The sequence below is a fragment of the Streptomyces sp. XY431 genome (genome assembly GCF_001279805.1).
Taxonomy (GTDB): domain Bacteria; phylum Actinomycetota; class Actinomycetes; order Streptomycetales; family Streptomycetaceae; genus Kitasatospora; species Kitasatospora purpeofusca.
In genome coordinates, this window is record NZ_LGDO01000105.1 from 50196 (window position 1) to 65800 (window position 15605).

The 15605-nt window shown below is 75.0% G+C and carries 8 protein-coding genes; all 8 read left to right on the top strand.

The window, feature by feature from the left end:
- The 8 genes from ADK60_RS13730 to ADK60_RS13765 all read left to right on the top strand — a co-directional run bounded on the left by ADK60_RS13730 (position 1) and on the right by ADK60_RS13765 (position 15165).
- Complete coding sequence (locus ADK60_RS13730; protein WP_053645984.1) at positions 1–1272, top strand: MFS transporter; 1272 nt, start codon at positions 1–3, stop codon at positions 1270–1272.
- Entirely contained in the window at positions 1269–4619 is a 3351-nt protein-coding gene (locus tag ADK60_RS13735) for a non-ribosomal peptide synthetase (RefSeq protein ID WP_053645986.1), read from the top strand. Before ADK60_RS13730 ends, ADK60_RS13735 begins: the two co-directional genes overlap by 4 nt.
- Positions 4612–6942: a beta-ketoacyl synthase N-terminal-like domain-containing protein gene (locus ADK60_RS13740; protein WP_079008335.1), complete on the top strand. Its 2331-nt coding sequence runs from the start codon at positions 4612–4614 to the stop codon at positions 6940–6942. The genes ADK60_RS13735 and ADK60_RS13740 overlap by 8 nt, the downstream gene beginning before the upstream one ends.
- Positions 6942–7229, top strand: coding sequence for an acyl carrier protein (locus ADK60_RS13745; RefSeq protein ID WP_053645989.1), 288 nt, complete (start codon positions 6942–6944; stop codon positions 7227–7229). The genes ADK60_RS13740 and ADK60_RS13745 overlap by 1 nt, the downstream gene beginning before the upstream one ends.
- A complete protein-coding gene (locus tag ADK60_RS13750; protein ID WP_053645991.1) occupies positions 7226–10762 on the top strand; it encodes a non-ribosomal peptide synthetase in 3537 nt (1178 codons plus the stop codon). Before ADK60_RS13745 ends, ADK60_RS13750 begins: the two co-directional genes overlap by 4 nt.
- 21 nt (positions 10763–10783) lie before the next feature.
- Positions 10784–13711, top strand: coding sequence for a type I polyketide synthase (locus ADK60_RS13755; protein WP_079008336.1), 2928 nt, complete (start codon positions 10784–10786; stop codon positions 13709–13711).
- A gap of 123 nt (positions 13712–13834) precedes the next feature.
- Complete coding sequence (locus ADK60_RS13760) at positions 13835–14194, top strand: PadR family transcriptional regulator (protein ID WP_045939480.1); 360 nt, start codon at positions 13835–13837, stop codon at positions 14192–14194.
- Positions 14191–15165 (top strand): hypothetical protein, encoded by a 975-nt coding sequence (locus ADK60_RS13765; RefSeq protein WP_053645995.1) that lies wholly within the window; start codon positions 14191–14193, stop codon positions 15163–15165. The genes ADK60_RS13760 and ADK60_RS13765 overlap by 4 nt, the downstream gene beginning before the upstream one ends.
- Positions 15166–15605 lie beyond the last annotated feature (440 nt).

Genomic DNA, 15605 nt, shown 5'->3' on the forward strand with positions numbered 1-15605 from the left:
GTGGCCGGATCCACGGGCAACACACCCGGCCTGCTCGGCCGACTGATCCCCGCCGACGCGCTGCGCCGGCGACTGCTGGCGATCCGGTTCGCCGAGGCGACCGGCAAGGGCGTCTTCCTCTCCGGCAGCATCGTCTACTTCACCCTGCACGTCGGGCTGACCGCCGCCGAGGTGGGCATCGGCCTGTCGCTGGCGGGCTTCGCCGGCCTGCTCTCCTCGGTGCTCTTCGGCATGATCGCCGACCGGATGCGCAAGCGCACCCTGCTGTTCCTGCTGTTCGCGGCGGTCGCCGTCGGCTTCGGGCTGTACTCCGCGGTGGACGACGCGATCCAGTTCTACGTCCTGGTGACGCTGGTCGGCTTCCTGGACTACGGGATCGGACCGACCGAGAACGCGCTGCTGGCCACCGTGATCCCGGAGGGCGAGCGGGTCCGGCTCAACGCGACCATGCGCACGGTGTTCAACGTCGGCTTCAGCGCGGGCATCGGCGTCGCCGCCGCGGCCGCGCTGAGCACCCGGCTACTGGTGCTGATCCCCGCCGTGGCTGCGGTCCTGCTCGGTCTCGCGGCCCTGCTGGTGACCCGCCTGCCGGAGGGGCCGCCGGGTGATCCGGAACAGCGGCCCCGGCCCTTCGGCGCGGTGCGCGACCTGCGCTTCCTCGGCGTCGTCGGCCTGTCGACCGTGCTCGCCTCGCACATCAGCCTGCTCATGGTGGTGCTGCCGCTGTGGGCCCTGGAGCGCGCCGCCGTCCGGCCCTTCCTGGTGCCACTGCTCCTGGTGGTCAACACCGTCTTCGTCATCCTGTTCCAGGTACGGGCGAGCAAGGGCGCCGAGACGGTCGCGGGCGCCGCGGCGACGGCCCGCCGGGCCGGGCTGTGGATCGCGGCGGGCTGCGCGGCGGCCTCGGTCACCGCCCTGTGGCACGCGACGGCGCCGGCCACCGCGGCCATCGTCGTGACCGCCCTGATGCTGTCCGTGGCCGAGGTCATGCAGTCCGCCTCGGCCTGGGGCCTCGCCTTCGGGCTGGCACCCAAGCACGCCGAGGGCGAGTACCTCGGCGCGTTCGACCTGCACGTGGCGACCCAGAACATCGCCGGGCCGGCGCTCTTCTCCGGCCTGGTCATCTCGGCAGGCTTCTGGGGTTGGATCGCGATCGCCGGGCTGATGCTCGCCGCGGCCGCGCTGATCGGCCCCGCCGCGCGGCGCAGCGCCGACGCGATGGCGGGCACCGCCCGCCCGGAGGCCGTCATGGACACCGGAGGGGCGGTATGACCGACAGCGGCAGGGCTTCGTTCACCCAGGAGCGCTTCTACTTCCTCAACGAGCTGCAACCGGGCAACCCCGCCTACGTGGTGGCGTTCGCGCTGCGCATGACCGGCGCGCTGGACCGCGACCGGCTGGGCGCGGCGGTCCGCGCGGTCACCGCCCGGCACGCGGTGCTGCGCACCGGGTTCGCCGTGCGGGACGGCGAGTTGACGCAGTTGGTGCACGACACGGCGGAGCCCGACGTCACTGCCGTCGCGCAGCCGCCGGCCGACCGGCCGGCCCAGGACCGCCACCTCCGCGAGCTGGTGGCCGCCGAGGCCGCCGTGCCGTTCGCGCTGGCCGACGGCCGGGTGCTGCGGGCCCGGATCGTGTCCTGGGGCGCCGACCAGCACGCCCTGGTGGTGCTGGTGCACCACATCGCCTGCGACGGATGGGCGGTCGGGCTGCTGCTGGACGACATCGCGGCACAGTACAACGGCCGGGCGACGGCCGCGCCGAGCGCCTCCTACCTGGAGTACGCCGAGGCCCAGCGCACCCTGTGGGAGAAGCACACCCGGCGCCTGGAGCACTGGCGCGAGCTGCTGGCCGGCGCCCCGAAGCTCGCCCTGCACAGCGACCGGCCCAGGCCCGGCGTGCTCACCCACCGCGGTGCGGTGCTGCGCCGGCCGGTCGATCCCGAGCTGGTCCAACGGCTCACCGACTGGGCCAAGGAGCACGGGGTCACCCTGTTCGCGGTGGCGCTCGCCGCCTACGCCCGGGTGCTCTCCCGGCACGCCCGCCAGCCGGAGGTGGTGATCGGCGTCCCGGTCGCCAACCGGCTGGACGAGGCGGAGGAGCAACTGGTCGGCTGCCTGGTCAACACGCTGCCGGTCCGGGTCGACCTGAGCGGCGAGCCCGACTTCGCCGACCTGGTCACCAGGACCTGGCGGACGGCGCTGACCGCGCTCGGCGACCAGGACGTGCCGTTCGAGCGGATCGTCCAGGCGGTCGGCGAGGAGCGCCAGCTCAGCCACGCCCCGGTCTTCCAGACCATGCTGACGGTGCAGAACTTCACGTTCACCGTGCCTGACTTCACCGGGCTGACGGTGTCCGAGGTCGATGTCGAGATCGAGGCGGCCCGCTTCGACCTCGGACTGACCCTGGACGTCTCCACCCGGTCGCCCTTCCTGCGCGCCGACTTCAGCACCGAGCTGTTCGACGAGGCGACCGTCGACGGGCTGGTGGCGCACTTCCACGCCCTGCTGGAGTCCCTGGTCGACGACCCGGGCGGCGAGCCCGCCATGGTGGACGCGCGGGAGCACCGGCTGCTCACCGAGGGCTGGAACCCGCCGGTCGAGCCGGCGGCGGGTGAGCCGGCGTCGGGCGTGCTGCGGTTGGGCGACCGCCCGTCCGTGCTCCGGCTGTTCTGCGAGCACGCCGCCGCGGCCCCGCACGACGTGGCGCTGGTGCACCGAGGGCGGACGACCAGCTACCGGGAACTGGACGAGTGGTCCGGCCGGATCGCCGCCGCGCTGCGCCGGGCCGGCGTGCGCACCGGTACCCGGGTCGGGCTGCTGCTCGGCCGCTCCCCGGCGATGCTCGCGGCGATCCTCGGGACGTGGAAGGCCGGCGGTGCCTACGTGCCGCTCGACCCCGCGCACCCGCGCCGGCGCCTGGAGCACATCCTGGACAGCTCCGAACCGGCCGTCGTGCTGGTGGAGGAGGAGACCGCCGACCTCGCCCGGCAGCTCACCGAGGGCCGGGACACGGTCCGGTTGGACGCCCACCTCGGCGACGGCGCGCCGGAGCACCCGGTCCCGTCGGACGCCCACCTCGGCGACGGCGCGCTGGAGCACCCGCTCCGGTGGCCCGAACCCTCGGACGTCGCCTACGTGATGTACACCTCCGGCTCCACCGGGGTGCCCAAGGGAGTGATGGTCCGCCACCGCGGCCTGAACGCCCTGTTCGGCCCGCGCCCGTGCGGCCTGGCCACCGACGGCGGCGACAGCTGGCTGGCCGCGCACAACTTCTCCTTCGACGTGTCGGTCCTGGAGATCCTGGGTGCCCTGACCACCGGCAGCCGGCTGGTCATCGCCGACCAGGAGGACGTGCTCGACCCCGAGCGGCTGGCCCGGCTGATCCACGCGCAACGGGTCACGGTGGTCAACCTCACGCCGAGCCTGCTGTACCGGGTACTGCCGCCGTTCTTCGACACCCTGGACGGCGACCGCTCCCCGGTCCGGTACGTGGTCCTGGTGGGCGAGGCGCTGAGCTGGTCCCGGCTGGCCGCGCTGGTCGACCCGCGGCGACTGCCCGCGGTCTTCGTCAACATGTACGGGGTCACCGAGGCCACCATCGTGAACACCGTGATCGAGGTGCCGGCCGCGGAACTGGGCCGGGTGCGGGAGGGCAGCATCGGGGTGCCGCTGCCGGCGAACCGCTGCTACGTGCTGGACGAGGACCGGCGGCCCACCGGCGTCAACGTGCCCGGTGAGCTGTACCTGGCCGGCGAACTGGTCGCCGCCGGCTACATCGGCGAACCGGGGCTCACCGCCGCCCGGTTCGGCGAGGACCCGTACGCCCCCGGCGAGCTCTACCGGACCGGGGACATCGTCCGCTGGGCCCCCGACGGCCGACTGGTGTACATCGGCCGCGAGGACACCCAGGTGAAGGTGCGCGGCCACCGGGTCGAACTCGCGGACGTCGAGGCGGCGTTCCTGCGCCGCCCGGGCGTGCGCCAGTGCGTGGCCGTGGTGGAGGCGGAGGAGCTGATCGCGTTCGTCTGCGCCGACCCCGGGGCGGGCGACGAGCGCGAACTGCGCGCCCTGGTCCGCGACGAGCTGCCCGGCTACATGGTGCCGTCCCGGATCCTGCCGGTGGAGCGCATCCCGCTGAACGCCAACGGGAAGGTCGACCGGCGGCGCCTGCTCGCCGAGCGCGTCACCGCCGGGGCCGCCAATGCCGAGCGCGTCACCGCCGGGGCCGCCAATGCCGAGCGCGTCACCGCCGGGGCCGCCAATGCCGAGCGCGTCACCGCCGACCCGGGGCCGGCTAACGGCGACTCGCTCACCGCGCGGATCCGCGCGATCTGGGCCGACGTGCTGCGCCGGCCCGACCTCGAACCGACCGACAACTTCTTCGACGTGGGCGGCAGCAGCTTCGCGCTGATCACCGTGCGGGAGCGGATGGCGGAGACCGGGCTGGAGCTCTCGGTCACCGACCTGTTCCGGCACGGCACGGTCGCCGCCTGCGCCGCGCACTTCCGGCAGGCACGGACCGCCGTGCCCGCCGACGACCGGACCGCGCTGCGCAAGCGCGGCCGTGACGAACTCGCCCGACGGCGCCGACTCAACAGGGGGCACGAGCATGTCTGACGAACAGGGACAGGGACAGGGGCAAGGGCCGGGGCAGGAACAGGGGCAGGACCGGATCGCGATTATCGGCATGGGGATCAGGCTCCCCGGCGCCGGACGCGACCTCGACCGCTACTGGCACGACATCGAGAACGGCGTCGAGTCGATCTCCTTCTTCTCGCGCGAGCAACTCCTCGGCTGGGGCGTCCCGGAGGAGGTCGCCGACAACCCCAACTTCATCCCGGCCCGCGCCGTCCTGGACGACTACGACCACTTCGACCACCGGCTGTTCGGCTACTCGCCGCAGGACGCCGTGCTGATGGACCCGCAGCAGCGGATCCTGCTCGAATGCGCCTGGGGCGCGCTGGAGCACGCGGGCTACCCGCCGATCGGCGCGGACGGCAACCGCACCGCGGTGTACGTCGGCACCGGGATGAACGTCTACCTGCTCGACATCCTGTGGCCGAACGCCCGCGCGGTGAAATCGGCCGGCGGACTGGGCGTGCTCACCTCCAGCGACAAGGACTACGCCGCCACCAGGATCGCCTACAAGCTCAACCTCCAGGGCGCGGCCTTCTCCGTGCAGACCGCGTGCTCCACGTCGCTGGTCGCCATCCACCTGGCGGTGCAGAGCCTGCTCACCTACGAGGCCGACATGGTGCTCGCCGGCGCCGCCTCCTCCGGCCCGCCCACCCGGCGCGGCCACTTCTACGCCCCCGGCGGCACCTTCTCCCGCGACGGCCACTGCCGTACCTTCGACGTCGCCGCGGACGGCACCGCGGACGCCGACGGCGGCGGCGTGCTGGTGCTCAAGCGCCTGGAGGACGCGATCCGGGACAACGACACCGTGCACGCGGTGATCGCCGGAACCGCCGCCGTCAACGACGGCGCCCGCAAGGCCGGGTTCACCGCACCCGGCGTCGAGGGCCAGGCCACCACCATCCGCACCGCGCTCGCGGCCGGCGGCATCGACCCCGACACCATCGGGCTGATCGAGACCCACGGCACCGCGACCCCGCTCGGCGACCCGATCGAACTCGCCGCGCTGCGCTCGGTGTTCGGCACCGACCGGGGCGACCGCCCGAAGGCAGCCCTGGGCGCCCTCAAGTCCATCATGGGCCACCTGGACACCGCCGCCGGGGTCGCCGCCGTGATCAAGACCGTGCTCGCCCTGAAGCACCGCACCATCCCGCCGGTGGGCCTGTTCACCGCGCCGAACCCGGCCCTCGAACTGGAGAAGTCGGTCTTCTGGGTGCCCGCGACCGCCACCGAGTGGCCGGCCATCGACGGCGTGCGCCGGGCCGGCGTCAGCTCCTTCGGCATCGGCGGCACCAACACCCACATCGTCCTGGAGGAGGCCCCGCCGGCCGCCCGCCCGCGGCCCCGCCGCCCGGCGAGCGAACTGCTGCTGGTCTCGGCCAGGACGGAGGAGGCGGCCACCGAGAGCCTGGCCCGGGTGGACGCCTTCCTCGCCGACCTGCCGCCGGCCGAACTCGGCGACGTCGCCTACACGCTGCGCACCGGACGGACCGAGCTCCCCTGGCGCGGCTTCACCGTCCGGATGCCGGAGGAGGACCTCAAGCCGCTGCTGCCGGTGCGCCGCACCGACCCGCAGGCCGCCGAGCGCGGGGTCGCCTACCACCTCACCGGCGGCGGCCGACTGCCCGGCTGCGGGCACTGCTACCACATCGACCCCGACTTCCGCCGGATCATCGACCTCGGCTACGCCGCGCTGCGCCCGCTGGGCGAGGACGCCGATCCGGTGACCAAGGAGCGGGTGGGCCGGTTCGCCGTCGCGATGGCCTGGACCGACGCACTGGGCCGCCGCGGAATCCGCCCGGTCGCCCTGACCGGCAACGGCCCCGGCGCGGTCGCCGCGGCGTGCACGGCCGGGGTGTTCGGCTTCGGGACCGGCATCGAGCTGGCCCTCGGCCGACGGCCGTCCGACTGGCGGCCGGCCGCACCCACCGCCCGGCTGTACTCCCCGGTCGACGGTGCGCCGGTCACCGCGGACCAGGCCGCCGACCCCGACTACTGGGCGAGCCGCTTCGACGAGCCCGGCGACGGCGCGTTCGCGCCGCCGGCCGTCGACCCCGAGCCGGCCGCCTGGCTGGAGGTCGGCACCCAGGTCTTCCCCCACCTCGGGGTCGAACTGCCCGAGATGAGCAGCGCCTACGACCGGATGCTGGCCGCGGTCGGCCTGCTCTGGCAGCTGGGGATCGGCGGCCCCTGGAACGAGGAGGGGGACCGTGGCCGCACCCGCGTTCCCGCCCCCGGCTACCCGTTCGCCCCCACCCGGCACTACCTGGAGATCCCCGCCACCGCGAAGGAGAGGCACCTGTGATGAACCCTCGGACCGAGCAGGACTGGGTCGCCGAGTTCGAGCAGCTCTGGATGGAGGTCCTCGGTGTCGACGAGGTCCACGAGCACGACGACTTCTTCGACCTCGGCGGCCACTCGCTGAGCGCGCTGCGGCTGAGCACCCTGATCCGCCAGGAGCTCAACCGTCCCGTCGACCTCGCCGACGTGCTGCACAACCCCCGCTACGGCGACCTGCTGGCCGTGGCCGGCCGGGACGAGCCGGAGGCGGCGGCGCCCGAGGCGGCGGGGGCCGAGGGCGGTCGGGCATGACCGTCGCCCCCGGGCGCGCCGCCGACTGGCTGCCACTGGTCGCCGAGGTACTCGGGCTGCCGGCCGACGAGGCCGGCGCCCGGTACCGGGCCGAGTCGTTCACGGCCCTGGGCGGATCCTCGCTCCAGGCGATCGCCCTCGGCGCCCACGGCCAGCGCCGGCTGTCCCGCGACGTCGAGGTCGCGGGACTGCTCGGCCCGGACCCGCTGGCCGCCGTCCTGGCCGGCGCGCGGGCCTTCGTGCCGAGCGTCCCGCCGCCCGTCGACCCGGCCGCCGCCCCGGCTGCCGCCCCGCAGCCGCGCCCGCTCCTGCCCGGGCAGCGGGCCATGCTCGCCGCCCACCTGGCCGGCCAGGACCGGCCCTACCGGCTGCTCTTCACCCTGCGGCCGCCGGAGTTGCTCGACCTCGGGCGCACCCGGGCCGCGCTGCGCGCCCTCACCGCCCGCCACGAATCGCTGCGCACGATGTTCACCGGCGAGCAGACCCCGTCCGGGGAGAAGCGGACCGTGCGACGGCTGGTGCTGCCCGCCTCCTACGAGCCGAGGCTGCTGCACCAGACCCTGCCCGCCGGGACGGACGCGGTGCGCGCCGTGCACGAGCTGTACGCGGCGCGCGCCGGGGAGCTGCTGCGCCCCTTCGAGCGGCCGCCCGTGGTGTTCGTCCGCACCCTCGCCGGTGCCGAGTCCCTGATCTCGGTGCTGGTGCACCACGCTCTGGCCGACGGCTGGAGCATCGGTGTGCTGTGGCGCGAGTTCGCCCGGCTGTACGAGGACGGACCGGGCGCGCTGCCCGGGACCGGGCCGTCGCCGGACTGGATCGGCACCCGGCTGGCCGCACGGGAGGCCTCGGGCGACCTGGCGGCGGCCATGGCCGGGGTGAGGCGGCGGCTGGACGGCGCCCCGCTGGTGGCGACCCTGCCCGGCGGACCCGATCCGGTCGGCACGGCAGGTGGGTCTGGTACCGACGGCGCCGGCGCCCGGCTGGTGTTCGAGCTGCCGGAGCAGGTGGCCGAGGGCGTGGACCGGCTGGCGCGGCTTAGCCGGACCACCGTCACCTCGGTGCTGCTCGCGGCGTGGTCGCTCGCCGCGGCCCGCCGGATCGGCACCACCGACCTGGTCCTCGGCGTGGCGGCCGCGGGCCGCTTCGAGGCCGGTATGGAGGACGTCGTCGGGCTCTGCACCCGGATCGTCCCGGTGCGCTGCCGGATCGACGGCGCCCGGCCGGTCACCGAGCACGTGCGGGCCACCGCCGGTGCGCTCGCCGCCGCGCTCGCCGACGCCGACCTGCCGTTCGCCCAGGTGGTGACCGGCCTGGACGGCACCGTGGACGGGACCCGCAACCCGGTCGCGCAGCTCGGCTTCGCCGCCCACCACGAGCTGGTCCCCGACTCCTTCGGGACCGCGGGCGGCACCTGGCGGGTGTACGAGGGCCACTGCGCGGGTTCGGCCTTCGACGCCCTGCTGTACGTGCAGTCCTGGTCGCCGCGGCCCAGGCTCGCCATCGAGTACGCGACCTCGGCGCAGAGCGCCGCGGACATCGGCGAGCTGGCCGAGTCGCTGCAAGCCGTGCTGGCCGAGCTGGCGGAGCTCGCGGCGGAGCCGCAGGCCGTTGTGGAGCGGATCGCCGGGCTCTCCGCCGGCCAGCTGGCGCGGCTGCGGGAACTCGGCCTGGGCGCGGACTCCGCGACCGGCGACGACCTGTGGAGCCGGTTCGAGCGGCAGGTGCGGGAGCGTCCCGACGCGACCGCGGTGCTCGACCCCGACGCGGGCCACGCGCTGACCTACCGGCAGCTGCACGCGCACGCCCTGGACCAGGCCGAGCTGCTGCACGGGTGCGGGGTCCGCGCCGGTGACCGGGTGGTCCTGGAGCTGCCGAGGTCGGCGGCGGAGGCCGTGGCCGTCCTCGGCACCCTGCGCCTGGGCGCCGCCTGGGTGGCGGTGGACCCGGCCGCCCCGGAGGCCAGGCGCGCCCAGATCGCGGGCGCCGTCGCGGCCGCCGCACGGATCGGCGGGGCGGCGGACGATCCGGCCTTCGCCGGCGTCCCCCGGTGCGAGCAGGCCGGTCCCGGCCGGGCGCTCCCGGCAGGGCGGCCCGCCGGGGCGGGACCCGGGCCCGCGCCGCACCGGCCGGAGCCGGCCCGGGCGGCCTACGTCTCCTTCACCTCGGGCACCACCGGTGTCCCCAAGGGCGTGGTGGTCCCGCACCGTGCGGTGCTGCGCCTGGTGGACGACGCGGACCTGTTCGCCGACGCGGAGCCGTCCGTCGACGGGCCGGGGGCGGCGATGCTGCGGCTGTCCCCGCTGGCCTTCGACGCCTCCACGCTGGAGCTGCTGGTGCCGCTGGCGAGCGGGACGACCGTGGTGGTCCACCCGCCCGCGGAGCCCACGCCCGACAGCCTGGCCCGGTTCCTTCCCGCCGCGGGCGTGACCCACGCCTGGCTGACGGCGGGCCTGTTCCACCTGGTGGCCGACCACCGGCCGGAGGCGCTGCGCGGGCTGCGCCAGGTGTTCACCGGCGGCGGGGTGGTCTCACCGGCGCACGTCCGGCGGGTCCTCGAACAGTCGCCCGGACTGCGGGTCACCAACGGCTACGGGCCCACCGAGAACACCACGTTCACCACGGTCTGCCACGTCGAGGGCGTGGCCGAGGTGTCCGACCCGTTCCCGATCGGCCGCCCGGTGCACGGCACCGGCGTGTGGATCACCGGCCCGGACGGGCAGCTGGTGCCGCCCGGGGCGGTGGGTGAACTGCGGGCCACCGGCGCGGGACTGGCCGACGGCTACCTGGGCGACCCGGACCGCACGGCGCAGGCCTTCGGTGGGCGGGCCGGTGGGCGGCCCGGCGAGCGTGACGGCGAGGAGGCTGGCGAGCGCGAGTACCGCACCGGCGACCTGGCCCGCTGGGGCGCGGACGGGCGGCTGCTCTTCCTGGGCCGCGTCGACCGGCAGCTGAAGATCGCCGGGTACCGGATCGAACCGGTCGCCGTCGAGCGGCGGATCAAGGAGCAGGACGGGGTGCTGGACGCCGTCGTCCTGCTGGCCGGCGAGCGGCTCTGCGCGGCGGTCAAGGCCGACGGCGGCGTCCTGGACCGGGTGCGGGCGGCGGTCGAGCCGGTGCTGGCCCCCTACGAGCGTCCGCAGCGCTGGCTGGCGGTGGCGCGGTTCCCGCTGGACCGCAACGGCAAGGTCGACCTGCGGGCCCTCGGCGCGCTGTTCGCCCCGGCGCCCGGGCCGGAGCGGGGTGGCTCGGAGTCTGCCGCCGCCGACGAGCCGGTTGCCGCTGCCGTTGCCGACGCGGTGGACCAGGTCACGGACGACGCCGAGGAGCTGATCCGTGACGTGTGGACCGAGGTGCTCGGGACCGACGACTTCGGCTTCGACGAGGCCTTCTTCGACGTCGGCGGCGACTCGCTCACCCTCGCCATGGTCCGGACCCGGCTGGAACGGCGGTGGGGCGCCCGGCCGATTGCCCTGGCAGAGCTGTACCGGTACCCCACCGTCCAGGCCCTTGCCCAGCATCTGCGAACGACATGACGACATGACGGGGGTGATGAGATGAGCGACGAAGTGAGTGACGAGATCAGCGGCGAACTCAGCGGCGGGCGGAGTCAGGACATCGCGATCGTCGGAATGGCCGGCCGGTTCCCCGGCGCGGCCGACCTCGACGAGTACTGGAACGCCCTGCTCTCCGGACAGGTGGCGGTCGCCCGGCTGTCCCGCGAGGAACTGCTGGCGGCCGGGGTGCCCGCCGCCGACCTGGACGACCCGGCCTACGTGCCGGCCCGCGGCCTGCTCGCCGGACCGGAGCTGTTCGACGCCGAGTTCTTCGGCATCCCGCCGCGGGAGGCCGACCTGATGGACCCGCAGCACCGCCTGCTGCTGGAGACCGCCTGGGAGGCCCTGGAGAGCGGTGGACTGATCACCGACCGGCCGCCGGGCCGGGTCGGCGTGTTCGCCGGCTCCGGATTCAACTACTACCTGCAGCAGCAGGTCCTGGCCGACCCGGAACTCCTCGCCGAACAGGGACTGCTGTCCGTGGTGCTCGCCAACGAGAAGGACCACCTCGCGGCCCGGATCGCCTACCGGCTGGGCCTGAACGGGCCCGCGATCGGCGTCCAGACCGCCTGCTCCACCTCGCTGGTCGCCGTGCACCTGGCCTGCCAGAGCCTGCGCACCGGGGACTCGGACCTCGCCCTGGCCGGCGGTGTCGACCTGGAGTTCCCGCAACGGGCCGGCTACCGCTACGAGCCCAAGGGCATCATGTCGCCCGACGGCTCCTGCCGCCCGTTCGACGCCGCCGCCAACGGCACCGTGCCGGGCAGCGGCGTCGGCATGGTCGTCCTCAAACGGGCCGCGGACGCCCGCCGCGACGGCGACCGGGTCCACGCGCTGATCTCCGGCTCGGCCGTCAACAACGACGGTGCGGCGAAGGTCGGTTACACCGCCCCGGGTGTCGCCGGCCAGGTCGACGTGCTCGCCCGCGCCTACGCGGCCGCCGGCGTCGACCCGTCGACGATCGGCTACCTGGAGGCGCACGGTACGGCCACCGAGGTCGGCGACGCCATCGAACTGTCCGCGCTGCGCGAGGTGTTCGGCGACGGCCGGGGCACCTGCTCGCTCGGCTCGGTCAAGGCGAACATCGGACACCTGTCGGCCGCCGCCGGCGTGGCCGGCCTCATCAAGGCCGCCCTCGCCCTGCACCACCGGCGGATCCCGCCGCTCGCCGGCCTCGACCGGCCCAGGGCCGAACTGACCGACCCCGCATCGCCGTTCACCGTCGACACGGTCGCCCGGGAGTGGACCGCCCCGGACGGCCGACCGCGCCGGGCCGCCGTCAGCTCCTTCGGCCTCGGCGGGACCAACGTCCACGTGGTGCTCACCGAGGCACCCGCCGACCCGGCGCCGCCCACCCCGAACGCCCCGGACGTCGTCCTGGTCTCCGCCCCCACCGAACCGGCCCTGCGCAGCGCCGCCGAACGCCTCGCCCGCCACCTCGCCGACCACCCCGGCCTCCCGCTGCCCGACGTCGCCATGACCACCCAGCAGCACCGCCGGCACTTCGCCCACCGGATCGCCGTCGCCGCGCCCGACCCGGCCGGCGCGGCCCGCGCCCTGGCCGGCGCACCCGTGCGCACCGCGCTGCGCCGGCCCGAAGTGGTCTTCCTGTTCCCCGGCCAGGGCGCCGAAGCACCCGGCATGGCCGAGTGGGCCTACCGCCGCTACCCGTCCTTCGCCGCCGACATCGACCGCGGCAGCGAGCTGGCCCGGCACCTCCTCGGCGTGGACCTGCGCGACCTGCTGGTCGACCGGGACCCGCAGGGACTGATCCACCGCACCGACCTCACCCAGCCCGCCCTGGTGCTGCACGAGTACGCGCTGGGGCGGCTGCTCGGCTCCTTCGGGGTCCGGCCCGCCGCCCTGCTCGGGCACTCGGTGGGGGAGTACGCGGCGGCGTGCCTGGCCGGCGAACTGGGGCTGGCCGACACGCTGCGCCTGGTCGCGGAGCGGGGCAGGTTGATGCTGCGGGCCCCCGAGGGCGGCATGGTCGTGGTCCTCGCGGCACCGGCCGTGGTGCGCGGAGAACTTGCCGACTTGGACGAGCTCGACGTCGCCGCGGTGAACGCGCCGGAGGTGGTCGTGGTGTCCGGCCCGGCCGACGCGCTGACCCGGCTGCGCGCCCGGCTGGACGCCGCCGGCATCCAGCACCGGGTGCTGCCCACCGAGCGGGCCTTCCACTCCCGGATGATGGCCGGGGCCGCCGCCGCGCTGGACACGCTGGCCGCGACGGTCGAGGCCAAGCCGGGCGAGGTCGACGTGATCAGCACCGTCAGCGGCCGGATGCTGCCCGCCGGCGGGCTCCGGCCGGCCGGCTACTGGGCGGAGCAACTGCGCAGCCCCGTCCGCTACCAGGACGCGGTGGTCACGGCGGCGGCCCGCGGCCGGGTGGTCCTCGTCGAGGTCGGCCCGGGCAGCGGTCTGATCGGCAGCGCCCGGCAGGTCCCCGAGGCCCGGCGGACGCCCGTGGTGGCGCTGCAGCCGCGCCGCGGCGACCTGCTGAGCGGGCTCGGTGCGCTGTGGGCCTCGGGCGTCGAGCTGGACTGGGCGGCGGTGCGCGCGGGGGCCCCGGCGGTCCGGGCGCCACTGCCCGCCCGCCCCTTCGCCGCCGCACGCCACTGGCTGGACACGCCTGCGTCCAAGGACGGTCCGGGAGAGGTGTCCGTCCCGGCGCCGGCCCCGACCCCGGTCCAGGCTGCGGACGACGAGGACCGGACCGTGCAACAGATCGTGGAGATCTGGCGCTCGCTGCTCGGGGTGCCCACCGTCGGGGCCGACTCCGACTTCTTCACGCTCGGCGGGGAGTCGCTGCTCTTCATCCGCATGATCGCCCAGGTGCAGCGCCGTTTCGGCGTCCCGGTCCGGATCGCCGAGCTGGCCGACGCGCCGACCCCGCGGGCGATCGCCGCCCACGTGATCGGCGGGTGACCCCGTCCCGGTATGCGGTCTCGGTGTGCGGTCCCGGTGTGCGGTCCGCCGCACACCGGGACGGCCTCCGTCGCACATAGCTAAATCATCGACATATCTAAATCAATGATCTATGGTTCCCGCATGGCAGACCGTCAACTGCAGGAGCCGGCGAGGCTCGTACTCACCGCACTGGCCGACGAGCCCCGGCACGGCTACGCGATCCTCCAGGAAGTCCTGGCGATCACCGAAGGCCGCACCAGGATGCTCACCGGCACCCTCTACACGGCCCTGGACCGCCTGCTCCACCAGGGCCTCATCCGGATCGCCCACGAGGAGGTCGTGGCCGGACGGCTGCGCCGCAGCTTCGCGCTGACCGAGCAGGGCCGACACACACTGACCGAGGAGACGCAACGGCTGCGCGCCGGAGTGGCGGAGGCCGAGCGCCGGCTCGCCCTCGGCGCCCCCCGGCCCACGCTGCGCACCAACTGGGGGACGGCATGACCGACGAGCACACCCCGCTTCCCGCCCTGCTGCGCCGGCTTCCCCTCGCCGGCCTCTACCCGGCCGAGTACCGGGCCGCGCACGGCGAGGAGATCAACGCGGTCCTCGCCGACGCCGTCCAGCACGCCGGCCCCCGCACCGCCCTGCGCGAGTGGGCCGCCCTCGCCGCCCACGCTGTGCGACTGCGCACCCGGCTCAGCTCCAGTGATCCCGCGGGCAGGATCCTCGCCGGTGCCGCGCCGTCCCTGCTGGCCGGCGGTGCCGCCCTGAGCTTGCTCCACCTGTTGTTCGGCGCCCTTCCTGCCGGTCCCGACGCGCACTGGGCGATGGGCGCCGCGCAGAGCGCACCCTGGGTTCTCGCCCTGCTGTGTGTCGCCCTCGGCCGCTGGGCCCCGGCCCGGGCCCTGCTCCTGCTGGCGGCTCTGTTCCAGCCGGTCACGGACTTCACGGGGAATCCCGAACTTCCCGGCCTCTGGGCCCTCACGGCCGTCCTGGTGCTGATCGCACCGCCCGACGCCGTCGACCTCTCCCGACGGGGCCGCTCCTGGGCGATCGGCTCCGCCGCCGCCGTCGCGCTGCCGCTGAGCGGTCTCACTCTCCTGTGGCTCGACACCCGGCCCGAGGACTACCCCCACCTCGTCTTCCCGCCCCTCCAACAGGCCCTGCTCGACCTCTCCCCGGCCTGGCCGGCCCTCGTCCTGAGCCTCGCCCACCTCCTGCGCCTCGCCAGGCCGAACACCGACCCCCTGCACGCCGGCGGCATCGCCCTGGCCGTCCTGCCCTGGACGCTCACCATCGCCCCACCCCTCCACAGCAGCACCGCGACCGACCCACTCGACCTGCTCCGCAACACCGGCCTGGCCCTCGCCGTCCTGGCCACCGCCACCACCATCGGCCTCGTACGCCGCCACCCCCGGCGCACCCGCCCCAGCGCGCCGGACGCACCACGGGCATCCGGCCCAACGGCCTGACCAGGAGGCGCCGACACCATGCCTGAGCCCGCCTGCGGGCGATCACGCAGCAGGCGGGCTCCAGGGCGACCTCGGCGCCGTCGTCGCGGACATCCCGTCAGCGGACACCGGGTAGGACGGCGGGACGTACGGTGGCTGATCGAATCGCGCCACCCCACGGAGGTGTTCGCCACGGCCCACGCGGCCGTCACCCGCCTGTCGGCCCTGCTCGGGGGGCCGTGCAGCCCGGGCGACACTGTGGACCGGGAGGAGCCGGCACGGACCACGGGCCTGTGTCTGCCCGCCGATTGCCGCGACTTCCGGGTGCCGCGGCCGGCTGCGGCGGACTCCGGTGCGGGTGCGGGCCGACAAGACACCCCATGCTGCTATCGGTCAAGCAACTGCGGCGAGTGGTGAGGGTTTCGGTGGGGTGAACGCGATCGTCTCATCGAACTTCTGGC